Origin of the sequence: Ralstonia mannitolilytica (assembly GCF_000954135.1) — a bacterium.
Classification (GTDB): domain Bacteria; phylum Pseudomonadota; class Gammaproteobacteria; order Burkholderiales; family Burkholderiaceae; genus Ralstonia; species Ralstonia mannitolilytica.
On record NZ_CP010800.1, the window covers coordinates 1,279,804 to 1,303,850 of the forward strand.

The 24,047-nt window shown below is 60.7% G+C and carries 18 protein-coding genes; 6 read left to right on the forward strand and 12 right to left on the reverse strand.

From position 1 onward, the window contains the following. Positions 1-54: 54 nt before the first annotated feature. Complete coding sequence (locus TK49_RS22250) at positions 55-408, reverse strand: hypothetical protein (protein ID WP_012435745.1); 354 nt, start codon at positions 406-408, stop codon at positions 55-57. Between the two features lie 384 nt (positions 409-792). On the opposite strand from TK49_RS22250, the gene TK49_RS22255 reads away from it, so the two are divergent. Both TK49_RS22255 and TK49_RS22260 read left to right on the forward strand, forming a co-directional pair. Continuing rightward, on the forward strand, positions 793-3,459 hold the full coding sequence (locus tag TK49_RS22255; protein WP_139111351.1) for an ORC-CDC6 family AAA ATPase: 2,667 nt from the start codon (positions 793-795) through the stop codon (positions 3,457-3,459). Then, positions 3,452-4,669, forward strand: coding sequence for a hypothetical protein (locus TK49_RS22260; RefSeq protein WP_012435747.1), 1,218 nt, complete (start codon positions 3,452-3,454; stop codon positions 4,667-4,669). The genes TK49_RS22255 and TK49_RS22260 overlap by 8 nt, the downstream gene beginning before the upstream one ends. Here TK49_RS22260 and TK49_RS22265 read toward each other — a convergent pair. From TK49_RS22265 to TK49_RS22275, 4 genes are all read right to left on the reverse strand, one after another. Beyond that, complete coding sequence (locus TK49_RS22265) at positions 4,666-5,877, reverse strand: Druantia anti-phage system protein DruA (RefSeq protein WP_012435748.1); 1,212 nt, start codon at positions 5,875-5,877, stop codon at positions 4,666-4,668. The two genes, TK49_RS22260 and TK49_RS22265, sit on opposite strands and share 4 nt — an antisense overlap. 171 nt (positions 5,878-6,048) lie before the next feature. After that, positions 6,049-6,825, reverse strand: a complete 777-nt coding sequence (locus tag TK49_RS22270; RefSeq protein WP_012435749.1) for a metallophosphoesterase — start codon at positions 6,823-6,825, stop codon at positions 6,049-6,051. Further along, the gene (locus TK49_RS24825; RefSeq protein ID WP_012435750.1) at positions 6,803-7,030 is read right to left on the reverse strand and encodes a hypothetical protein; all 228 of its coding nucleotides are present in this window, start codon (positions 7,028-7,030) and stop codon (positions 6,803-6,805) included. Before TK49_RS24825 ends, TK49_RS22270 begins: the two co-directional genes overlap by 23 nt. A gap of 115 nt (positions 7,031-7,145) precedes the next feature. Continuing rightward, on the reverse strand, positions 7,146-8,366 hold the full coding sequence (locus tag TK49_RS22275) for an AAA family ATPase (RefSeq protein WP_012435751.1): 1,221 nt from the start codon (positions 8,364-8,366) through the stop codon (positions 7,146-7,148). Positions 8,367-8,799: 433 nt separating this feature from the next. Between TK49_RS22275 and merR the strand changes: the two genes are divergently transcribed. Beyond that, on the forward strand, positions 8,800-9,258 hold the full coding sequence (gene merR, locus TK49_RS22280; RefSeq protein WP_045220125.1) for an Hg(II)-responsive transcriptional regulator: 459 nt from the start codon (positions 8,800-8,802) through the stop codon (positions 9,256-9,258). A gap of 160 nt (positions 9,259-9,418) precedes the next feature. Then, entirely contained in the window at positions 9,419-10,684 is a 1,266-nt protein-coding gene (locus tag TK49_RS22285; RefSeq protein WP_045220114.1) for an IS256 family transposase, read from the forward strand. 135 nt (positions 10,685-10,819) lie between these two features. Here TK49_RS22285 and tnpA read toward each other — a convergent pair whose 3' ends face one another. Further along, complete coding sequence (gene tnpA / locus TK49_RS22290; RefSeq protein ID WP_004633552.1) at positions 10,820-11,191, reverse strand: IS66-like element accessory protein TnpA; 372 nt, start codon at positions 11,189-11,191, stop codon at positions 10,820-10,822. A gap of 18 nt (positions 11,192-11,209) precedes the next feature. On the opposite strand from tnpA, the gene TK49_RS24655 reads away from it, so the two are divergent. Both TK49_RS24655 and TK49_RS22295 read left to right on the forward strand, forming a co-directional pair. Further along, a complete protein-coding gene (locus tag TK49_RS24655) occupies positions 11,210-11,686 on the forward strand; it encodes a hypothetical protein (protein ID WP_157774031.1) in 477 nt (158 codons plus the stop codon). A gap of 50 nt (positions 11,687-11,736) precedes the next feature. Further along, positions 11,737-12,012 (forward strand): hypothetical protein, encoded by a 276-nt coding sequence (locus TK49_RS22295; RefSeq protein ID WP_045220126.1) that lies wholly within the window; start codon positions 11,737-11,739, stop codon positions 12,010-12,012. Between the two features lie 298 nt (positions 12,013-12,310). Here TK49_RS22295 and uvrA read toward each other — a convergent pair whose 3' ends face one another. The 6 genes from uvrA to TK49_RS22325 form a co-directional block, all read right to left on the reverse strand. Further along, positions 12,311-18,148, reverse strand: coding sequence for an excinuclease ABC subunit UvrA (uvrA, locus tag TK49_RS22300; protein WP_045220129.1), 5,838 nt, complete (start codon positions 18,146-18,148; stop codon positions 12,311-12,313). A gap of 242 nt (positions 18,149-18,390) precedes the next feature. Beyond that, on the reverse strand, positions 18,391-19,281 hold the full coding sequence (locus TK49_RS22305) for a class II glutamine amidotransferase (RefSeq protein WP_045220132.1): 891 nt from the start codon (positions 19,279-19,281) through the stop codon (positions 18,391-18,393). A gap of 269 nt (positions 19,282-19,550) precedes the next feature. Continuing rightward, positions 19,551-20,543, reverse strand: a complete 993-nt coding sequence (locus TK49_RS22310) for a DNA-binding protein (RefSeq protein WP_024979379.1) — start codon at positions 20,541-20,543, stop codon at positions 19,551-19,553. A gap of 440 nt (positions 20,544-20,983) precedes the next feature. Beyond that, complete coding sequence (locus TK49_RS22315; RefSeq protein WP_045220135.1) at positions 20,984-22,342, reverse strand: heavy metal sensor histidine kinase; 1,359 nt, start codon at positions 22,340-22,342, stop codon at positions 20,984-20,986. Between the two features lie 3 nt (positions 22,343-22,345). Continuing rightward, positions 22,346-23,023, reverse strand: coding sequence for a heavy metal response regulator transcription factor (locus TK49_RS22320; protein WP_045220137.1), 678 nt, complete (start codon positions 23,021-23,023; stop codon positions 22,346-22,348). After that, on the reverse strand, positions 23,020-23,994 hold the full coding sequence (locus TK49_RS22325) for a cation diffusion facilitator family transporter (RefSeq protein WP_045220140.1): 975 nt from the start codon (positions 23,992-23,994) through the stop codon (positions 23,020-23,022). Before TK49_RS22325 ends, TK49_RS22320 begins: the two co-directional genes overlap by 4 nt. Positions 23,995-24,047: the final 53 nt, after the last annotated feature.

Here is a 24,047-nt window from a genome sequence, read left to right on the forward strand (position 1 = left end):
ACGGGGATCTACCTGGCCGCGGCCGAGCGCCGATGACGAATTTCTGGCTGTTGCTTACGCCCGGCTATGACGGAGGTACAGATACACCAGTCCGATCGGCGCAATGAAGATCGCGAAAGCCCAACAGATCAGCATCGTGCTGAACTTGGCGAACAGCATCACGATTGCGTTCACGAAGAAGACGTTGTTGCCGAGAATGAAGTTCATCACGCCTTCGTACACGAACCGGGCATATGGATAGAGCACGGTGCTGATGAGGGCGAACAGAACCATCTGGTAGGGGAGCGGTTTTCCGGCGTTGCTCGCGAAGAGGAATATGAACGCGGGAAAAATCACGCCAAACAGGAAATGGCGGAAGTAGTAAGCACGAGAGAGGCCACCAAAGGTTTTTGCGAACAACGTATTCATAAGTCAATCTGATTTGCGGGTACGAATCGAAAATGCACGCGGGCCGTTCGTGGGTTGCCGCGATGCCCAACGTACATTTAACGGCGGCGAATTCGCTTGCCGCACCCCTCGCCCGAAGGGAGGCGAATTCCGAGATATCTATATCAGGTGTAAGAGTATTTTAATTGTGGTTGCCAAATTTTCTTGGAGCCCAGTATGGGAGGTATCTGCGCCAATCCAGTGATGTATGAGATTAAATATCCCTCTAATTGGGGGGGCTAGATCACTGAGCTATCTAACCGTCTGAGGGTACACTCCTCAGCCAAGAATCTTAGGGTTCTGAGAAATGGTCGAGGGGATATCGTGCAGGTCAGGCCTACGTGTGCCGGCCGTACGGTAGTGGGGATGGCGATTGCAACTTCGGCGATGGTCGACGTAGCGCAGATCATAGGCAACAAAACAATGGACGCACTTAGTGAGGCACAGCGCAACTGGATAGATGGCGCTCCCATTATTCCTGCCACGTTGACGGTACGAGCACTCGATGGCCAGTCAACGCATACCTATGAAGTTCTGGATCGAGATGCGGAGGGGCGTGTGCACGGTTTGCACAAACGCCGCGGGTGGAAGGGGTTCGTCTTGAGGGTTCGCGACCCGGCGACCCATGAGGAGTTTGCTGCCAAGCTTGCAGTCCCCGGCGACTACAAGCAGCCACGGCTCGAGCAAGAGCTGCTGTATACATCCAAACTTCGTCCAGCTAAATCGCTCTTTGTTTGCCCGATGTCAGTCGGCCTTTCTGCGCCGCCGCCGGGTATGCCGGATGCCGAAGAAGACTTTGTTTGCTTTATAGCCCCCTGGGTTACGGGGAGGACCTTGGAGCAGTATCTCCAAGAGGACTCGCTCGAGATCGATTTTGTCTGCAGTGTAGCAATGCAGGTGCTTCGAGCTATCACCTACCTCAAGCGGGTTGAGTTGAAACATGACGATCTGCACGTGGGCAACGTCATGATTTCTCAGGTGCCAGCGGAATTGGCTCTGCTCGCTGATGACGAGCATCGATTGGAAGTATCAATTATCGATTTGGGTAGTCTAAAACCATCCAATCAGACTACAAGCAAGAGCCGAGACGACAAAATCTGTTTTGTTCAGATATTGGTGGAGCTTTACAACGGTCTACATCGGAACCGTCGTGTCGCCTCCAGTCACCCTCACTTCATGCGCCGGTTCCTGCAGTTCATCGAAAAGTTGGTGGATGAGGACCAGGCGAGGCATTTTCCGATTGAGAACCAAATTGCCCAGGAGTTGCAAGTTCTTCAGCGTGAACTCGAAGAGGTGGAGATTGATGAGTCAAAGTTCCAGCCGTTTGAGGCCATTTCGGCCGAGCATTTAGCCGACGACGCGACGCTGCTGGAGCTTTTCGTTGAAACATTGCCGTGGATGCAGGACATCCAGGAGCGTAAACCTATCGTGCTCACTGGTCCACGCGGGTGCGGTAAGTCAATGATATTCCGCTATCTTGCAGTAAGAACACATTTGGGCTTACGTGCTCAGAATGCGGAACGCGGACGTGCAAGCCCTTTTGACTCTTTTGGGGTATATATCAGTTGCGCTGCACATCTTCAAAACAACCTTAGCTGGTTGGCTCGCAAGGAGGGGCGCGCTGAGCAGAGGGCGCATGAGATTGCAACTTACTTCCAATTGATAGTTGCTCGTGAGCTTCTAAAATCTCTTGGTATGGCCTATGCCGATTCAGTGGCGAACCGCGCTTTTCGACTAGATGAAGCTGGTTTCGATAATATCGTTGCACTTATCTCGTCGTACTTCAGTCGTCCCGTTGAATCGGCAAGACTGACCAATCGCAGTCGCATCCTTCATTTCGCAGATGACCTTGATGCCTTACGGGTTCAGCTCCATGGAACTTTGCTTCGAGATGGCGAATGGAACGATCATCTTCCGGATACGTTCCTTGCTGATCTAACTGGAAAGTTGGGATCTGTCTTCCCTTACTTCAAGAGGCATCAAGTGGTATTCCTGTTGGATGACTACTCGTCAAACCGAGTGCAGGAAGAAATTCAACGAATACTTAATAAGATAATTTTTGAGCGCGTTCCAACTCACTACTTCAAGATTTCCTGCGAGAAGTTCGGTTTTGATCCGGGCGATATCGATGGGGTCACACTAGAGGAGACGCGCGAGTTCACCACTATCGACGCAGGTAGCCGAGCTTTGGCGGACGTCGATGATCATGCTGCGAAACGGTTTGTGACGAACCTGATTGATCGACGGCTGAGCAGAGCTGGTTGGGCGGGGCGGGCAGAGAAGCTTATTGGATCTTCGGAACCATATGCTGATGATGTTCAGCTTGCCAGCTATATTCGCGAGCATGGCAGTACTCAGGGGCGTCGCTACTACTATCATGGGTTGCACGCTCTTGGGCGGCTATGGAGTGGCGATACCGCCACGGTTTTACAGATCGTTCGTGAGATGTTCGTCAAGGGAAGCGTGCAGCGCGATACCACGGCACCCATTACCAAGGCTGCTCAACACGAGGCGATCGTTTCTATCTCAAAGGCGTTCAAGGAGCGCGTGGATGGTTTGCATCCATTCGGAGCGCTAATGGCCAAGATTCTTGGACAGTACGGAGCGGCCGTCCGTGACGTGATGGTTAAGGGGCGACTGAACTCTGCGAAGGAGCCGTATCGACTTTACCGTCTGGAGATGACCAAGGATGAACCGAGATCGACGATTGCCTTGTTACGTGATCTTGACCCAGAGCTAGGATCTCTCGCGCGCGAGCTTCTCCGGCGAGCGATCTTTATTGAGCTACAAGACAGTCGCGCCAAGGAGGGGCTTTCAAAGCAAACTATGCGTTGGGAGTTGCGGCGAATATTCAATCCAGCATTCGGACTTTCGCTCAAGCGTGATAGTTATCTAGGGGTGCGCGACATTGAGGAGCTGCAAACATTCCTGACGGCTCCGGAGCGTTTTGCGGATCGAGCAAGGATGTCGTATGCCACCAAGAGCGGCGCGGATCGGTTCAGTGGGGAATTGTTCGAGGATACAGATGACTGACAAGCAGGCTTTCGTCAAACGAATTTGCTTTGACGATGTACAGGTGTCTCTTCCCGAAGTTGAACCGTGGGATGGAGATGAGGTTTCTCCCGATCTGCTAATTAGTGCCCTTGGTTTTGAGGATCGAGCTTCCGCTATCCCCCAATTGTTCGCTGAGCGCTTACCTCAGGGTGGGGCGGCTATTGCCTTGCTAGGTTGCTACGACATCAATACTCAGGACAACGAGGGTAATGGGGATGCCATCCGCGGGGCTCTGTCGCGTTTTTGTTCCGAAATTCGCACCTTCAGCGCCGAAAGTCCGCATGAGGTGCAATGCGCCGTGCAAGCTGCGCTGCAGGAGCTTCGGCAAAGCCGACAGAAAGTTCGCGTCGCTTTCGATATTAGCGGCGCATCAAGTACGTTGATCCTGTCCGTTCTTGCAACGCTCATTCCACAGGCACCGCGACTCGTACTCGACATCGTCTACGCAGAGCCAGAGGAATATGCTCCTCCGCGCTTCGAATATGAATCGAGGCTCGAGGAGTTGGTCCAAGAAGCCTTGTCGGATGGTGACGACAGCTCGTTTGCCGAGCAAGGTGTCTCCGATGTGGACGTCAACGAGCTGTATCCTGGTTTGAACGCAGAGAATCGCCCTGATCGAGTTATCGCGCTGCCCTCGTTACGCACATCTCGGTTGGTGCGCTGCCTTGCTCACATCAGCGATCAGCCACTTGTGTCGCCAGTGTCATCCATCTTCTGGATCCTTGGTGAGCCACCCGCGTCTTCCATGAGGTGGCGATTGGATCTGCAGCGTCGAATCGTAAATCGTCAGCTGGCAGTAATGGTAGGTAAGGAGCCTTCTGATACGACCGCTCCGTCACTATGTGAGCGCAACCACCATACTTGCAGTACGCGAGACTATCGCCAGACATTGGGCACTCTGGTCAGCCAGATTGATCAAAGCGCGGGATCGAACGTCTGGCTCATTCACATGGGATCGAAACTGCAGGCGGTTGGCGTCGCACTTGCGCTGCAGGTGCGTAACGAGGTCACAGTTCTGCGGGCGCGCCCAAAGCAGTTCAACGCTGGCAAGTACTCCAGTGGCGTTGGGACGCTGTGGCGATTGCACTTCGAAGACTTGGCAGGGGTTCTTGGCCGACTTCAACAGATCGGCGAGCTGGAATTGGAAACGAAAATTGAGACGTCACGTGAAAGACGTCCAAGTTGTTAGCGCTGTTTTTTTTGCGCTGTGAGAAGGTCCCATTCTTGGACCTTCTCGCGCACTAGATTTTGTGCATCGACTTCGCGCCAATCTGGGTAGCGGTGGGATCGAGGTACTGCCCATCGTTGCTTCCAGTAATCCGAGTACTCATCCACAGATAGTCTTTGGGGGGCTCCGAAAGAACCGCCTGCCATGCCAGAGTGGAGGTCGCTGACTAGGTTGAATAGATAGACTTCACGTTGCACGCCATGTGCAAGTAGGTCCAGCGGTAACCCAAGCAACATCAGCGCTTTGGTAACGTTTTGCCAGCGAACCTTGGGGCCGTTTCCATATCCGTTGGGTGTCAGCTGTCCATGGGCTACCAGCAAATCGCACATGCGATCGTAGAGATGCTCCAAATGGAGCATCCCGAATCCCTTCGTGTAACCAATCGGCTCCGCCAGCAGACGGCTATCGTATCGCAGGCGGTTGTACTGCGCGCTCTTGCCAAACGCGCTGGTCGTTGTAATCGCTACGAGCGGCTGCTGGATTTGTTGGCGTTGCATTGTCGTGCGCTTCGCCGCGTATCTTAGCCAGTACGCCTCCCGGATTGCGTCCGCTGCGAGTAGTCCCGCGCAAAGCTTGCCTCCTAGCAGGAAGCTATAAGGCGGGATCGCGCCGATGGTGTAGGCGTCCATCGTTTGGTTGACCAGCTCGAGTTTCCGACCAGCGGGAAACTCGAATAGTGTGTCTCGGCAGGCAAGGTCTGCCGGAGGGGATTGCAGTCCCAGGATACCAATCAGGCCGCCATGGGTTTCGTCCACTACAAGGAAGCGTAACCTGCGGCCGTATCCTTTCGAGTACGGCATGGACCAGCACGCACGAGCCAACGTCCACAGCTGCTCTTCCTCTGTCGTTTGCACCAGTCGGAGCGCGGGCTTTATTGCATGAACATCGATGTTCTGGCCGTTTTTGAACCAGTGACGGTGGCGCTCGAACAATGCCGCAAGCTTGCCACTGTATCCAATTCGCTCCCCAAGCCCGCGGGCAGCAACATGCAATCCTCGGACAAAGTCCTTGTTGCCGAACGTCAGAGCGTTGGTGCAGGCGGCGTGGGCTGAAACAATATCTGCGGCAAGCTGTTGTTTCCTAGATTCAAGCCATATGACTGCGCCTGAAGGGGCATGGAATGCCCCTTCAATGAGATTGGACGGAGTTCGGCGCACGTTACTGGTCATGGGGCGCTATTTGGCCAGAGGTGCGCGCGGAAGTCAAGCATGGGAAAAGCAACGCTAGTGCCGTGTCTCAGCATGCGACTTTCACGCGTGTAGCCTCATCGCCCGAGGTAATGTGCGGCGCCGCAAGAGTGCCTACCAATCGGTGTGATTCCCCAACGATGGGTTACGGGGCTATATCTCAAGCACTAATCCAGTACTGAAGGCCTGATTTTCCGCTGGGTGTCCTTTCGGTGCATATCCCCGTGGATTGCATATAACGCGACATGCGCCGACGCTGTAGTCGAAGCTGTCGTGCATATGGCCATGAATCCATAGATCGGCCAGTTGGACCACATCATCCATGCGGCTGGCATATGCAGACGTCAGCGGATCATCTTGATAGCGCGACGAGACACTCTTGGCCGAAGGGGCGTGATGGGTAACGACCACCCGCCTGTGCTGTGAAGGGGACATTAGTTCCGTGCGGAGCCAGTCGCGCGCGACGTGGTGCATCCGTGTCGTATCCCGCGGTTGCAACTTTCTGAACACCCCGTGCGATTCAAAACGAATGGCCCCGGTGAAGTCGGACATGCCTCGACCAGCGTAGCCTTCGGCGGTACGCACGTTTTCTTCTGTACCCCCGTACAAAGCGAAGTCTGTCCAGAGCGTGGCACCTAGGAACTCTACGTCCCCGATCACGAATCTATCCATGTCGAGGAGATGAACGTTCGACGTTGCCGCGCATGCCGCCCGCAGATCTCGCAGCACTCTGCTGTGCTCGCCTTTGTAGAACTCGTGGTTGCCAGGCACATAGATGACCGGCAGGCCACGACTCTGGGCTTCAATCCAAGGCATTCCTCGCTTGCCTATATGAATGTCACCAGCAAGCACGATGACATCAGCGCCCGTCGTGTCGATGTCGAGGGTAGTGAATTCGAGGTGCAGGTCACTTAGAACCAGGAGATTCATGCTTACTCGTGACGTCCTGGCTCACATCAGGAGGGATGTCGCTTGGGGCCGCTTCAGATTTTGCCTGCGGCTCTGGTTGGCGTCGGATGTAAGCCGGTACGATGCCTTGCTTTTCGAGGCGGCGTACTGCCGCGGCAACTGCCGCGTCCGCGCGCGTCAAAAATGTATCGCTGGTCATGAATCGGCCGAATTTGTCTGCCGGCATGGCTTGCTCCATTTGTCCTGCCCCCCAGATTACTCCGTCCACGCCTTCGCGGCAGCGCGTCTCTCCACAGGGCGATTGCAATAGCGTAGGTCGCGGGCATGGTGATTCATTGCCCCTAGGCCCGCTCACCAGATTGTCGGTCTGCCACGAAGCCGATCGCCTGCCGCCCGGCGCGCCGCGGCATCTTGGGCGCGGCGACGTGCTTTCCTGATGCCATCGCAGTCGCAAAAGCATCCTGGACCAAACGATGTGTTGCGCGCAGATCTAGGTCGCTCCGTCCTGCCAAGGCTTCTGCCGCGCTGGCGTCCAACTCAATGCGCTTGCCGGTGGCACGCTGCAGCCGCTGCACCTCCGCCAAAACAAGCAGCAACCGCTGCTCGGGCTCAGGTGCCGGGATGTCAAACACCTCTACGCGGCTCAATAGCGGGGAAGGCACAGCGTTGAGATCATTGGCCGTCAGGACGTAGATGATCCGACTGGCGTCAAACGCCATATGCAAGAACATGTCTTGGAATGTGCTTGCTGTCTCGGACTCAAGTAGATCCAGCAGTACAGGAGTTACCGGGTAGCGGACATCGCTACCAATCTTGTCCACTTCGTCCAAGATGAGCACAGGCGTCGCCGAGCTGCCACGGGCGAGCATCTCAATAACCATCCCAGGTCGAGCGCTGTGCCAGGCGCTATCGCCGCCCGTCAGTTGGAAGCTTGCCTGGGCACTTCCAGCGGACCACTTCCGCATTGGCACATTCAGAAGCTCTGCCAACTTCAGCGCAAAGTGCGTTTTTCCAATGCCTGGTGGTCCTGTCAGCAGGATCGGCCGAATCCGGAAATCCTTTGTCCGCATCGCACTGTTCAACGTGAGATCAATCCTGAGCTTCTCAATCGGCTCACTCAGGTTGCCGAACACGCTCCGCGCCGTTTCGAGCTTCTTCAGGGCAGATCGAACACGAGGTAGTGCGCGGTAGCCCTCATTGCTCCCGGCTCGCTCCAACAATGTCTCGGCGCACCGCCGCTGGCTGCGGTCTGCACCTTGCATGTGCTCGTTGGCGAGCGCCAGCGCTTCAGGCCCAAAAACCTGAATATGCCGGGGCCGAGCACGGCGAGGAGCGGGAACCACTTCTGCCGGCGTCGCCACAGCCGGTCCAGCAGATGAGGATTCATGCTCATCTTCTTTTATCACCGCAAGGTCCAGTTTGGCTTGTCGGGCAGCCTCAAGGACGGTGTGCGTGTTCGAGGGGATGAGCAGATGCCATGCCGCCGCACTACGCTGCTCGGACAGATCCCCTAAAGGAACAAATCCAGGTGGGTGCTCCGAAGGTTGCCGGGGAGCAGACATGATGATTCTCCATACGCGAATCAATGGCTTGCAGCCGCAGCCATCGAACCCGGCAACGCCGGGAGCCGAAGAAGCCCGAGGTCAGTCAGCTATTCGCGAGTGAGTTCGCTCTGACGGAGCGAACGCGCGGCTGCCGACATCGACCGCTGGGGTCGATTGGTGACGGCAGGTGTCTTTGGCAGCCATGGAGGTATGAAAGGTGTGATGCGGCTCGTGTAACCACGTTCTTGAACCATACAACACCAGGTAGGCTGAGGCTATCCGGCGAAGTACTGGACTTGGTTCGCAGCCGCGAACGTTGTGGTCGGACGACGTGATGGGCGGATGCGCTGCGCATCAAATGGTGCGGCGCATCATTTCGTAGAGCCGAAAAAGTGAGGGGAATGGCTCTGTAGTGCGGCTTCTCGCTGGGTAGCACCCAATCCAAACTTCGATATTTTCTAATCTACTTCGCTATTTTCTAATTATCTTCGCTACGCGGACAGCCGGGGTCAATGTGGAAACCATCCGGTTCTACCAACGCAAGGGCTTGCTGCCTGAGCCGGAGAAGCCCTATGGCGGCATCCGCCGTTACGGTGACGCCGATGTGGCGCGCGTGCGGTTCGTGAAATCAGCCCAGCGGCTGGGCTTCAGTCTGGATGAAATCGCCGAACTGCTGCGGCTGGAGGATGGCACCCATTGCGAGGAAGCCAGCAGTCTGGCCGAGCACAAGCTCAAGGACGTGCGCGAGAAAATGGCTGACCTGGCGCGCATGGAGGCCGTGCTGTCTGAGTTGATGTGCGCATGCCATGCGCGGGCAGGAAATGTTTCCTGCCCGTTGATTGCGTCACTGCAAGACGGAACGAACCTCGCAGTGTCGGTGGAGGGTGGTCACGGGGTGACTACGCCTTAGCGTGCTTTATTTTCCGAATTCTGAAACGACCCCTTATTGGCAAACAGGTAGGCGTGGTGGGGGCGTGCCGCGCCGAACACCTTGACGACCCGCGCGAGGATCGTTTCGAGCCTGTCAGGAATTTTGTGTTTGAGGCATAGCATGTTGGAAAGGAGCATCTATGCCAAGCAAGAAGAAACCGGCGGCAGCCGGCACGGCGGCGCTGCCGTCTATTCCCCACGAACTCATTGAACAACTGACCGGCGGCACCACGCCGATGACGGCCGAACAGATCAACGCCACCACCATGGCGCTGAAGAAAGCGCTGATCGAGCGGGCGCTGGGCGCAGAACTGTCGTACCACCTGGGCTACCCGCCCGGCAGCGCCCGCCCCGAGGATGCAGCCAACCAGCGCAACGGCAAGTCCGCCAAGACGGTGCTGACTCAGGACGGGCCGCTGCGCATCGAAGTGCCGCGCGACCGCGCAGGCTCCTTCGAGCCCATCCTGATCCCCAAGCACGAGCGGCGTTTCACCGGCTTTGACGACAAGATCGTAGCCATGTACGCGCGGGGCATGACGGTGCGTGAGATCCAGGGCTTTCTGGCCGAGCAGTACGGCACCGAGGTCAGTCCTGAATTCATCAGTTGCGTCACGGATGAGGTAATGGCCGAGGTCACCGCCTGGCAGGCACGCCCGCTGGAGCCGATGTACCCGGTCGTATTCTTCGACTGTCTGCGGGTCAAGATCCGCGAGGATGCCGTGGTGCGCAACAAGGCCATCTATCTGGCGCTGGGCGTGCTGCCCGACGGCACCCGCGACATCCTGGGCCTGTGGATCGAGAACACCGAGGGGGCCAAGTTCTGGATGAAGGTGTTCAACGATCTGAAGACCCGTGGTGTAGCCGACATCCTGATTGCCGTCACCGACGGCCTCAAGGGCATAGCCGAGGCGCTTGGGGCGGTGTTTCCGACCACGACGCTGCAGACCTGTATCGTGCACTTGATCCGCAACAGCCTGGACTATGCCAGCTGGAAGGACCGCAAGGCGCTGGCAGCGGCGCTCAAGCCCATCTACACGGCGCCCAGCGCAGAAGCCGCAGCGGCCCAACTCGATGCCCTGGAAGCTGGTCCCTGGGGGCAGAAGTTTCCCACGGTGGTGGCGGCCTGGCGCCGGGCCTGGGAGCGCGTCATTCCGTTTTTTGCGTTCAGCCCGGCGGTGCGCAAGGTGATTTACACGACCAATGCCATCGAGAGCCTGCACAGTCAGCTGCGCAAAATCATCAAGACGCGGGGGCACTTTCCCAGCGATGATGCCGCCACCAAGCTGCTGTGGCTGGCCTTGCGCAACATCACGGCTGACTGGGGCCGAGCAGCCAGGCAGTGGAAAGACGCCATGAACCAGTTCGCCATCGCCTATGGGGAGCGCTTTACACGACCGGCCGCGTAATATGTCCACCGGGCTCGTCTGAAACGGCAGCCCGAATAAAAAGCCTTGAACACAAAAATTCAGACAGCCCCATCGTTTCGGTACCGGCGCGCATGTCCAGCGGCTCCACGGCCAACCAGATCGCGTCCACCCGAATCAACGCAACCACCCTTGCAGCCACTGGGCGCACTGCGCTGCGGCCGATCCCGGCCAGCGAAGACTGATCGTCGTCGCGCCACGGCGGACTTCGATCTGGATGTCCGGCACGGCAGTGGTCGGCTCGCCGATCCGCAACGGGATGAACTCGCCTTGCGGCACCCTCATCAACTCGCGGTCCTCAGGCGCGCCATTCTTTGCTTCCTGCTCGGCGACCCAGCGCCGCAGCAGATTCGCATTGAGGCGATGGTGCAGGGCTATCGCCGCGATCGAAACACCCGGCTGCATGCACTCCTGCACTGCCTTGGCCTTGAACTCGGCGCTATGCCGACGTCGGCGCCGTATTGGCGCGCTCTCTTCGATAGTGTCCACGTGTCCACCTAGAACTAGATGGACACGATGCTCCTTGCTACGCGGGTCCCCTTCAAGACGGGTTCACCGGGTGCTTACCGAGGTTTGGCGAGACTTGAGATCGATGGTCAGACTCTGGTGATTGGAACTGACAATGAGCGCGTTGTTGAAGCGCCGTGCGATCGACGTTCGAGTTTTGTTGGCAGTGCGCTGCTGGACATCCAAGCGCCGCTTACAGTGCGCTGGCAGACGCTGGACGATCCGGCCCGTTGGCACGAGGCAAGCGTAAGCGTTCCCGCCTTTCAAGGGGCGACGTCACGGGCTATGCAAGCATCTGTCCGTAACGTTCGATTGTATTTTTTGGATGGTGGCGTCGTTGCCGCGGAGCAGTTTCTGACACAGAACCTTCTCGGCGGAGACCAGAGAACGGTCTCCACGGGCGTCCCCGTAGGTGTACGGGCTGAGCGGATTTGTGACAACACCAACCAGAAGAGCATTGACGCGTTTTCCGGATGACCGGGCGACGTCGTTGTGAATTCAACCCTAAAACAACCTGACTCTCTCAAATGAACCTGCAATACAAACTCGCCGTAGCCCTCCTCACCACCGCCTGGATCACCGCAGGCACCTGCGCCCAGCACACCTCCACCGAGCCGGCATCAGGCGATGCCACGCAAAGCGGAATCAAGAAGGCCGTGCACGCAAAGAAGCACGGCAAGCGAGCCAAGATTACCCGCGCGCGCAAAGGCGCTCCGGTGGCGAGCGACGGCGATGCAGAAGTGCTCGCCCAGGTGTTGGGCTCTGATAACAAAAACCCGTTGTGGGGAAAGCCACAACAGTAGAACTGGAGGCTTGGCAGCTTCGAGGTCGGCGCTTGCCGGCATGCGAGCGCCCGTCCATCGATAAGGAAATGCGTGCGGTCTAGGACAGCCTCGGCCCACTGCACACCAACGCAGCAAGTCGTATGCGCTACGTAGCCCCGACGGCCGGTATTCGCAGCGGAACCATCACCCCCCGAACTGAAAAGCCCTGTCCACCTAAAAACAGGGCGACTCTGCTTTCAGCGGAAGGCAGGGCTGCCCCACACGAAGCGCTGGGCAGGGCCGATGGCCCCCAAGGTGGACACCGCCGCGCGCCAGGCTAGACCGTCGCGCCTTCCTTGCTCGGATCGACCTGCTTGCCACGCGCCAGCACCGGCACCAGTGCCGCACCGGTATGGCTGGCTTTCACCCGCGTGAGCGCCTCCGGCCCGCAAGCCGCGACGATCGTGCCGCCTCCGTCGCCGCCTTCCGGGCCGAGATCGAGAATCCAGTCCGCCTCGGCAATCACGTCGAGGTCGTGCTCGATCACGATCACGCTGTGGCCGCCGTCCGCCAGCCGATGCAGCACGCGGATCAGCTTGGCCACGTCGGCCATGTGCAGGCCCACGGTCGGCTCGTCCAGCACGTACAGCGTGTGCGGGGCCTTCTGGCCGCGGCGTGTGATGTCGTCGCGCACCTTGGCAAGTTCCGTGACGAGCTTGATGCGCTGTGCTTCGCCGCCGGATAGCGTGGGCGACGGCTGGCCCAGCGTCAGGTAGCCAAGGCCCACGTCCTTCATGAGTTGCAGCGGGTGGGCGATGCTGTTCATCGCACCAAAGAATTCGACCGCCTCGTCGATCTCCATGGTCAACACTTCGCCGATGTTCTTGCCGCGCCAGGTGACGGCCAGCGTCTCGGGGTTGAAGCGCTGGCCGTGGCACACGTCGCATGCGACTTTCACGTCGGGCAGGAAGCTCATGGCGATGGTGCGCACGCCCTGGCCTTCACAGGCGGGGCAGCGGCCGTCGCCGGTGTTGAACGAGAAGCGCGAGGCGGTGTAGCCGCGTGCGCGGGCCTCCAGCGTGTCGGCAAAGAGCTTGCGGATGGTGTCCCACACGCCGATGTACGTGGCGGGGCACGAGCGCGGCGTCTTGCCGATCGGCGTCTGGTCGACTTCCAGCACGCGGTCGATGGTTTCCCAGCCGGTGACGCTGTCGCAGCCATGCCAGTCGTGTTTGACGTCGAGCTTGCGCGGCATCTTCGCCTCAGGCGTCTCAGCCTGCGCGGCCTTGCGTGCGCGGCGGGTTGCCGGCGAAGACAGCACCGAACGGCCGACCGCATCGAGCAGGTTTGTCATCAACACATCGCGCGCCAGCGTCGATTTGCCCGAGCCTGACACCCCCGTAATCGCCACCAGACGCGACAGCGGCATCGTTGCGGTCACGTTGCGCAGGTTGTGCAGCTTGGCGCCGTGCACCGTCAGCCATTGCTCCGGCACGGCTTGCTTGCCGGCACGCGGCGCAATCACCTGGCGGCGCGGCTGCAGCGGGTGCTCGATCGGCTGCGACAGGAATCGGCCCGTGAGCGAATCCGGCTGCGCTGCAAGGTCTGCCACGCCGCCTTGCGCGACGAGCGTGCCGCCGCGCTTGCCGGCACCCGGGCCGATATCGATGATGTGGTCGGCGCGGCGGATGGTGTCTTCATCGTGCTCGACCACCACCAGCGTGTTGCCCTTGTCGCCCAGCTTGCGCAACGCGTCCAACAGGATCTGGTTGTCGCGCGGATGTAGGCCGATGGTCGGCTCATCCAGCACGTAGCAGACGCCCTGCAGATTGCTGCCGAGTTGCGCCGCCAGACGGATACGCTGGGCTTCGCCGCCCGACAGGCTCGGCGCGGCACGATCCAGGCTCAGGTAGCCCAGGCCGACTTCCTCCAGGAACGACAGACGGCTGTGAATCTCGGCCACCACGTCGCGGGCGATGTCGGCGTCGCGGCCGGTCAGGTCCAAGCCCTCGACCCAGCGGCGGGTCTGGCTGACCGTCCACTGCGCAATGTCGACGATGGGCTTGTCGGCAAAGGTCACCGCGCGCGCCGTCGGGTTCAGGCGTGTGCCGTGGCAGTCGGGGCAGGGCAGGTCCGTCATGCCTTCCGGATCGACTTCCTCCGAGGGCAGTGTCTGCTCGCGGCCGCGGTCGTCGCCGCCGAGCACCGTATCGTCAAACGCGGCACGCTGCTCGCGCGTCAACGCCAACCCCGTGCCGACGCAGCTCGCGCACCAGCCGTGCTTGCTGTTGTACGAGAACATGCGCGGATCCAGCTCGGGGTAGCTGGTGCCGCACGTCGCGCAGGCGCGTTTGGTCGAGAACACCTTGACGCTGCCGACATGCGCCGTGTCGCCGTTGTGCATGGCGTGCTGCAGGCCGTCGAGCGGCGCGAGCACGTGCATGATGCCCTTGCCGTATTCCAGCGCCTGTTCCATCAAGGCACGCAGCGCGGCTTCGTTTTCCGGGGCGACAACGATGTCGCCGACGGGCAGTTCCAGCGTGTGCTCGCGGAAGCGGTCCAGGCGCGGCCACGGGTCGACGGTGAGGAACTCGCCATCGACGCGCAGATGCGTATAGCCGCGCGCCTTGGCCCACTTGGCCAGGTCGGTATAGACGCCCTTGCGGTTCACGACCAGCGGCGCAAGCAGGCCGATGTGCTGGCCGCGATGATCCCGCATGAGTTGCGCGAAGATCGCCTCCGGGCTTTGCGCCGACACCGGCGTGCCGTCGTGGATGCAGTGCTGCACGCCCAGCTTCACATACAGCAGGCGCAGGAAGTGCCACACCTCGGACGTGGTCGCCACCGTGCTCTTGCGGCCGCCGCGCGACAGGCGCTGCTCGATGGCCACGGTGGGCGGAATGCCGTAGACGGCATCGACTTCCGGCCGCCCCGCTGGCTGCACGATGGAACGCGCATACGCGTTGAGCGATTCAAGATAGCGACGCTGCCCCTCGTGGAAGAGGATGTCGAACGCCAGCGTCGACTTGCCCGAACCCGACACGCCCGTCACCACGTTGAACTTGCCGTGCGGAATATCGACGTTCAGGCCCTTGAGGTTGTGCTCGTGCGCGTGGACGATGCGCACGACGTTCTCGCCCTGGACTTCCGCCAGCGCTGTGCGCTTGGCGCGGCGGTCGGCCAGTGCCGTTTGCAGCGGCACGCCTTCGGTGGCCTCGGGCTTGCCGATGCTGGCCTCGTATTGCTTGAGCGCCGCACCGGTGTGCGAAGCGGCGCACGCCTTGACCGCAGCGGGGGTGCCGGCGCACACGAGCAGGCCACCGGCATCGCCGCCTTCGGGGCCGAGGTCGATGATCCAATCCGCCGCACGCACCACGTCGAGGTTGTGCTCGATCACGATCAGCGAATGCCCGGCGTCGAGCAGTTTGCCGAACGCGCGCATCAGCTTGGCGATGTCGTCGAAGTGCAGCCCGGTGGTCGGTTCGTCAAACATGAAGAGCCGGCCGGCATTGGCAGGCGCATCGGGTTTGACGCGCTTGCGTGCGGCCGCCTGGGCCGCTTGCGCGGCTTCGGCGAGGAAGCCCGCCAGCTTCAGGCGCTGCGCCTCGCCGCCCGAGAGCGTCGGCACAGGCTGGCCGAGCTTCACGTATTCCAGGCCCACATCGACGATGGGCTGCAGCACGCGCAGCACATCAGCGTCATCGGCGAAGACGGTGGCGGCTTCGCTCACCGTCAGCTCGAGCACATCGGCCACGGACAATGCACGGCCGGCGCGCGCGATTTTCACCTCGAGGATCTCGGCGCGATAGCGCGTGCCGTCGCAATCGGGGCAGCGCAGGTAGATGTCGGACAGGAACTGCATCTCGACATGTTCGAAGCCCGAACCGCCGCACGTCGGGCAACGGCCGTCGCCCGAGTTGAAGCTGAACGTGCCGGCCGTGTAGCCGCGCTGCAGCGCCATCGGCGCCTTGGCGAACAGCTTGCGGATTTCATCGAAGGCGCCAACGTAGCTGGCGGGGTTCGACCGCGCGGTCTTGCCGATTGGCGATTGGTCGACGAAGACCACATCGCAGATCTGGTCCGCGCCACGCAGCGCACGGAATGCGCCCGGCGACTCCGTTGCCTTGCCAAAGTGCCGCGCCAGCGCGGGGTGCAGCACGTCCTGAATCAACGTCGACTTGCCCGAGCCGGACACGCCGGTCACGCACACCAGGCGCTGCAGCGGAATCTCGACCGTGACATCGCGCAGGTTGTGTTCCGACGCGCCTTCGAGTACCAAGCGCGGCGTGGCATCGTTAACGGGACGCGCTTGCCAGTCCGTCGCTTCGGCCACGCGCCGCTTGCCCGACAGATACGCGCCGGTGAGCGTGTCGGCCTGCCGAATGGCCGCCGGTGTGCCGTCGAAGACGATCGTGCCGCCGCGCTCGCCGGGGCCGGGGCCCATGTCGATCAGGCGGTCGGCCGCGAGCATCACGGATGGATCATGCTCTACCACTACCAGCGTGTTGCCGGCATCGCGCAGGCGCTGCATGGCTTCGACAATGCGATCGAGATCGCGCGGGTGCAGGCCGATGCTGGGTTCGTCCAGCACGAACAGCGTGTTGACGAGCGACGTGCCCAGCGCGGTGGTCAGGTTGATGCGCTGCACTTCGCCGCCCGACAGCGTGCGGCTCTGCCGGTCGAGCGTCAGGTAACCGATGCCGACGTCGCACAGATAGGCCAGGCGCGTGCGCACCTCGTCCAGCAGCAGCTTGAGCGCGTCGTCGAGCAGCGTGGACGGCAGCGTCAGTTCATCGAAGAAACGGCGGATGCGCTCGATCGGCAGCAGCATCAGGTCGTGCACGGTCAAGCCGGGCAAGGCTTCGAGCTGGGCGCGGCTCCAGGCCACGCCGCGCGGCATGAAGCGGTGTTCGGGCGCCAGCACGGCGTCGGCGTTTTCCTTGGTGCCGAGGCGCCATTGCATCGATTCGGTTTTCAGTCGTGCACCGCCGCAGGTTTCGCAGGTCGTGTAGCTGCGGTACTTTGAGAGCAGCACGCGGATGTGCATCTTGTACGCCTTCGATTCCAGGTAATCGAAGAACCGGCGCACGCCGTACCACTGCTTGTTCCATCCGCCGCGCTTGAACGTGGGGTCGCCATGGATGACCCAATCCTTCTGCGCCTGCGTGAGTTCAGCCCAGGGCGTGTCGCGCGGAATGCCGGCCGCCGCCGAATAGCGCATCAGATCGTCCTGGCACTCCTTCCACGCCGGGGTCTGCATCGGCTTGATGGCGCCTTCGCGCAGCGTCTTGCGCTCGTCCGGGATGACGAGGCCGAGGTCCACGCCGATCACGCGACCGAAACCGCGGCAGGCATCGCACGCGCCATACGCAGAGTTGAACGAGAAGAGGGCGGGTTGCGGATCGGCGTAGCGCAGGTCGCTCTCCGGGCAGTGCAGGCCGGTCGAAAAGCGCCAGATCTCGGGCTCGGCGGCATCGTCGGCGGGCAATACGTAGACGTTGACCCGGCCGCCGCCGCGCTTGAGCGACGACTCGATCGCCTCCAGTGCGCGGGCGCGTTCGGTGCCTTGCAGCCGGAAGCGGTCTGCGACCACGTCGAGCAGTTTGCGTTCGCCGCTCACGCGCTCGGCCTGCACGCGCGTATAGCCGCTGACCGACAGCCACTGCGCGATCTCCTCGGCGCTCGTGTTGGCCGGCAGCTCCACCGGGAACGTCACGACCAGGCGCGGATCAGCCTCGCGCGTGCGTGCCAGCAGCTCGTCATAGATGGTTTCCGGCGTGTCGTGCCGCACGGGCAGCGCGGTTTCCCGATCGAACAATTGCGCCGCGCGGGCAAACAGCAGCTTGAGGTGATCGTTCAGCTCCGTCATCGTGCCGACCGTCGATCGCGAGCTGCGCACCGGGTTGGTCTGGTCGATGGCGATGGCGGGCGGCACGCCTTCCACGTGCTCGACCTGCGGCCGGTCCATGCGGTCAAGGAACTGGCGCGCGTAGGCGCTGAAGGTCTCGACGTAGCGGCGCTGGCCTTCCGCGTACAAGGTGTCGAACACCAGGCTGGACTTGCCGGAGCCGGACGGGCCGGTGACAACGGTCATCTCGCCCGTGCGCAGGTCCAGATCGAGGTTCTTGAGATTGTGCTGACGGGCTCCGCGCAGGCGAATGACACCGGAGGACATGGAGGGTGTTCCTTGGAGGTAGGGGAAATTGCCAGCGCACAGACACGGTCGCGCCGCCCTGGCAATCAGAATTCGAGCCGTAAACTGTAACGGATTCTTGAGATCCGCTTCGTGCGTGAAACGAATCCCGGGCGGGGAGGGTAGCGCAGGGCTCCTGACAGCGTTTTGTCAGGAGCTTTCAGTGGAAGGCGGAGGAAGGCAGCGAGGCAGAAGTGGTGCTGTGACCACTTTCCTCAGGTGCGTCAGCTGGCCGCTCGCCCGTAAGACGCCTGGTTGGCCGGCAGGGCAAAGTCTGGCCCCGGCCGCCGGGGGACAAACCGGTGGTGCTGCACAACCCCGTCCTTCGCGATGACGATAGTTTCCTCCGGAATCTCGGCCCAGGCGTGGGGCAGGTCGATCAGCGGTTCGGACAGCACGAGAAACGCATCCTCGCCCGCCTCGTCGATGGCTGTTCCTTCGGGATAGAGCTCGTGCAGGTGCTTGAACGAGGTGCTGTGGAAGAGCGAGCGCGATTCCCGCTCACTGGAGTAGCGTGCGGCGACGATCTGGGTGCCGTCCGTGGCGCACACGGTCATGTTCAGCGGGTATTCCACGCCGTGGCGATGGCCGATGTCTTCGATCAGGCCGACCATCTGCTCCAGCGCGCCACGCGGGTCGCGGTCCAGGCCGAAGGTCAGCGCGAGGAAGAACATGATCTCCGAATCGGTCGAGCCCTCGATCCAGCGAAACAGTTCCGGCGCGACTTCCATCATCAGCGCGCGCCGCAGCATCGGATATTCGCGGATCAGCCCATTGTGCGCGAAGAGCCATCTGCCGTAGCGGAACGGGTGGCAGTTGGTTTCCTGCGCGGGCGTATCGGTGGCGGCACGCACGTGCGCGATGAACATCGGGGAGCGGATCGCGCGGGCGGCTTCACGCAGGTTCGTGTCGTTCCAGGCGGGATGCAGGCAGCGATAGCGGAACGGCACCTCGGAATGGCGGCCATACCAGCCGATGCCGAAGCCGTCACCGTTGGTGGTGATCTCGCCGCCAAGGCGCGCCCGCAGGCTCTGATCGATCAGTGAGTGCCGGGGCCGGAACAGCACCGTCTCCATCTGAATGGGGTTGCCCGAATACGCCAGCCAGCGACACATGATGCATTGCCTTTCAAACAAGGTGAGGAGACGGCCTGAAAGGGGAGTCTATGCAATGCGTTTCGGAATGCACAGAGAAATCCCGGCGCGTGTTCGGCGCGCAACAGCTCTGCGGAGGTGGTGGTCTGCCTTGACACGCGCACCGTTCGGGGTAGTCGTCCTTTTCGCGCAAAATCTGGCGGTTTCGTCTGAATTTCCTTTTTAGATCAGTGACTTGGAAATTCAGCAATTTCGCGGCAGTCGTCCTTTTGATGCAGAATCTGGCGGTTTCATGCCGCCGGCGCCGCTACTCCGAGCTGCGCCCGGTAGTCAGCCAGTAGCGTCTGCTGGGCTTCGAGCCGTGCTGCCAGCTTGGCCAACTCCGTCGCCGTCTGCTCACGTTCCGCACGCGAGGCCGCAAGCTCATCGGCCTGGACCTGCACCGTCGCGCGCAACACATCCCGTTCCGTCTCCGCCCGCGTGTGGTCGGCGTGCGCTTGGTTCAGCGCCGCCAGTGTTTGCTCGCCGCGTGCTTCCAGTTCGCGGGCACGCTTCGTTGTGGCCCCGGCTTCGGCGACCAGCCTCGCGCCATCCCTGTTCAACTGCGTGATTTCTCCCTGCTTGACGATCAGCGCCTGGTTGGCCTGCCGGATTTCCGCCTGCAGTTGCTGGACCTGCTGCTCGTGCCGGCGCGCGTTCTGATCCCGCTGCTCCTTGCTAGCATTGCGGAAGTGGTCCAGCGCCTGGTGGGCGTGCTGCAGCTTTTCCTCCAGTGAGCGTCGGAAGCCTTCATGTTCGGCCAGCCGGGCCGTGAGGTCCTGAACCTGCTGCGCAGAGCGCTCCGCCTCGATGGTGCGCTGCTGTAGCGCCGCTTGCGTGTCGCTGTGCGCGGCCCGCTCCTTGGCAATGGTGGCATGAGCCTGCGCCAGTTCGGCGCGAAGCGCGACGAGATCTGCGGACAGCTTGTCGGCCTCTGCCCGGACTTGCTGGCGCTGTGCCGTGGCGGCCGTGACCTGCTGGTCGACCACCGCCTGCGCCTCTTCGTGCAGGCGCGCCGCCAATCTGCCCACCAGATCCAGGATGGCGTCGGAGGTGGTGCCGGCCCGCTTGAGCGCCGCGCCTTCCTCTTCTTCCAGTTCCTTCAGGTAGCGGTGGATCGTCGTCTTCGAGCCGGTGTTACCCAGCGCGATACGTATCGCATCAATCGAGGGGTGTTGTCCCTTGGCGAGCAGCGAATCGCGAGCACGCTTAATGTCAAGACGACTGAGTCCGGCACGGGCCATGGCGTTAGAATTTGATACTGTGGTACGTACCATGTATATACGTACCTAATTGACGCGTCAAGGTGATTGGTTTGAGTCGAAATCTCACATGTGATAATGGCGGATTATCACGTGTGAGGATCCTCGCGTGGGGCTTCAGTCCAAACCTTCGGTACGAAACTCCAGAAAAGCGCGATTCTCGAAATGCTGGCCGCACGCAGCTGTCTCACGGCGGAAGGCGACAGTACGTTGCGGCCTGCAACGCGAAAACTCACCTTGCGTAGCCGTGGTTCGTCGCTGGGCGAGATGCAGAGCGCCACACCCCAAAAACGTTCACCTTTTCACGGGCAGCGTATGGTGGTGCCCCGGCAGCCAATCTCCGCTGGTCTGGCATCTGTCGGGCCGGCTCGCATGAGTGTCCGATGCCAGACGCCAAGTATCGCTATACGCGCACAAGCTCGCTAATTGACGAACGGAAACCGGAGCGAGAACCGGGTGACGTTGCCAGGTAATGTCGCGACCGATGCAATGCCCGCATGCAACTCCATGATGGATCGCACGATGGCAAGCCCTAAACCGGTCGACTGATCAGAGTAGGAACGCGCTTGGTCGCCACGATAGAACCGATCAAAGACGCGTTCCCTATTCTCGTCCGGTATCGGGATACCCTGATTCAATACGTGCACTGTAACGGCGTCTTCATCACGCTCGCAGTTCAAGCCCACGATCGATCCATTGTCAGCATGGCGGACCGCGTTCGAGAGCAGGTTGCCCACGGCGCGCCGGAACATGCTCAGGTCGGCACTCACGCTGCCGGACGCCGAGACCTCAATCTTCACGCCCGTGTCTTCACCCAGCACGGCAAAGTAACTCGCCAGCTTGGACAACTCGGAGCTGAGCTCGATTGGCACACGATCCAGTTCGACCGTCGCCGCGTCGGCGCGTGCCAGGAAGAGCATAGAGTCAATCAACCGCGAGAGGCGCTGATATTCCGCCAGGTTGTCCTCCAGCAGGGTCACGTAGTCGGCTGCTTCTCGTTCACGCGAGAGCGCCACCTCGGTGTGGCCGATCAGGTTGTTCAATGGCGTGCGCAAATCGTGCGCGAGATCGGCGGAAAAACAATACAACCGCTCGTAGCCCGACTCCAGTCGCTCCAGCATGGCATTGAATGCGACACCAATTTCGTGGACTTCCGTTGGCGCACTGGGAGCGTCGACGCGATAGCTGAGTCGTTCGACGTTAATTCGGTGCACCTGCTGAATCAATGTCCGTGCTGGCCTGAGTTCTCGTCGGGTGATCAAGGCGCCCAGAAGCGCGGTGAGAACCGCGCCCACCAGAATGCCGACGGCGATGCTATTGCCCAGCCGGGTCACCACCTGGCGCCGATCGTTCCCGCTCTTGGCCACCGATACCGTGGCGAACGGTACGCCATCACTTGCCTCGACGATACGCTTCCCAATGATCCATGTGCCGTCGTCATGAATTCCGGACCTAGTGGCCGCCAGATCGAAATCCGATCGCAGGTCGTCAGCCGTTCGATAGACGAGCCTGCCTTGCGGTGTTCGAAGTCTCAACGCCAAACCATCGTATCCCCTGACCAGATCGAACAAGCTGTGTTCGAATTTCTCGGTCTGCTCAAGGCTGCCTGCGTCTCGTACCAAGTGGCTTACCTGCGTTAGCTTGGCCTCGATGATTTCTACGTCCCTCGAGCGTAGTTGAGTATCCAGGGCGTAGTAAGCGTAGGCCCCCATGCTGGCCAGCGCGAACGTGACCAGGATTGAGAATAGCGAGGTCAGCCGACCGATCAGTGAACGCGCCACGTCTTATTTTCCGCGATGAGGATCAAGGACATAACCCATGCCTCGGACGGTATGGATCAGTTTGGTATCGAACGGCTCATCGAGCTTGGCGCGAAGACGGCGTATCGCCACGTCCACGACGTTCGTGTCGGTATCGAAGTTGACGTCCCAGACGTGCGAGGCGATGGACGTGCGGGAAAGCACCTCCCCACTACGGCGAGCCAACAGATGGAGCAGGACGAACTCCTGGTTGGTCAACTCCACCTTGACGCCGGCGCGTACGACTTTGCGGCCAAGGACATCGATATCGAGATCGCCGACGCTCAGATGCTCGGATTCGCGACCGCTGCTTTGCCGCAGGCAGCGGCGAATTCTGGCGAGCAGCTCGGCAAACGCGAACGGCTTCACCAAGTAGTCGTCGGCGCCGAGTTCGAAACCACGTACCCGATCGGCGACGTCATCCCGCGCCGTCAGAAACAGAACCGGGACATCGCTCTTCTGTCGGATCATCTTGATCACGCTCCAGCCGTCCGCACCCGGCAGCATGACATCCAGCAGGATCAGGTCGTACCGCACCTCACTGGCGAGATGCGCCCCGTCCATGCCGTTTGCGGCAATATCGACAACAAATCCGGATTCAGTCAGGCCCTTGAGCAGGTATTCCGCGGTTCGAGCCTCGTCCTCGATGACCAGTATTTTCAATGAGAGTGTCCTTGATGACTGTGGCGTTCGTCGGGTTGGCCGCTCGTCGCAGCAGCAATAGGCTCGCTGGGCAGGAAATGCGCCACGGTATCCGCCTGCGCGCACGGCCGCAGTTCGAACTGGATGGTGATATGCGTGATGCCGAAGCGCTCGGCAAGCCTGTCTCGGGCGACCGGCAGTATGTCGCGTTCGGGATTGACGGCGGGATCGTTGACTAGGTGCGCCGTCAGGCTTGCCTTGCCGCTCGTCAAAGACCACACATGCAGGTCGTGCATGCTGCGAACGCCGGGAATCGTCAACAGCGCCTGCTCCACGGATGGCAGGTCGATATCCTCCGGCACGCCTTCAAGCAGAATGTTGATGCTGGATTTGAGCAGGATCCAGGTGCGAGGCAGCACCCAGAGTCCAATCAGCACGGCGATAGCCGAATCGACCCAGGCCCAACCGGTGAACCGGATGACGATCGCAGCAAAAATGACGCCGATCGAGCCTAGCAGATCGCTCCAGACTTCCAGGTAGGCCCCCTTGATGTTGAGGCTCTGTTCCCGGCCGCCTGCAAGAACTCGCATGCTGACGATGTTGACAGCGAGGCCGATGGTGGCGATCACCAGCATGCCCGACGATTGCACTTCGGCAGGCGCGCGCAAGCGCTGATACGCCTCGTAGAGGATGTACAGCGCTACCCCAAACAGCAATAGCGCATTGAAAGCCGCCGCCAGAATTTCAAAACGGTAGTACCCGAACGTCCGCTGCTTGTCCGCCGGCCGCTTGCCGATCTGAATCGCTGCGAGCGCGATGGCCAGTGCTGCGGCATCCGTGAACATATGCGCGGCATCGGAGATCAGCGCCAAGCTCTTGGTCAAGATGCCGCCGACCAACTCGGCGACCAGAAAAGTGCTGGTCAGCGCGAGCGCGATCTTCAATGCACGCTCGTTCCCGGTTGCATGGCTGTGGTCATGTCCTGCGCCCATGGCGAAAGCTCCTTATGTAAGAGGCGCGGACCATCGAGGTCCGCGCCGGCGAC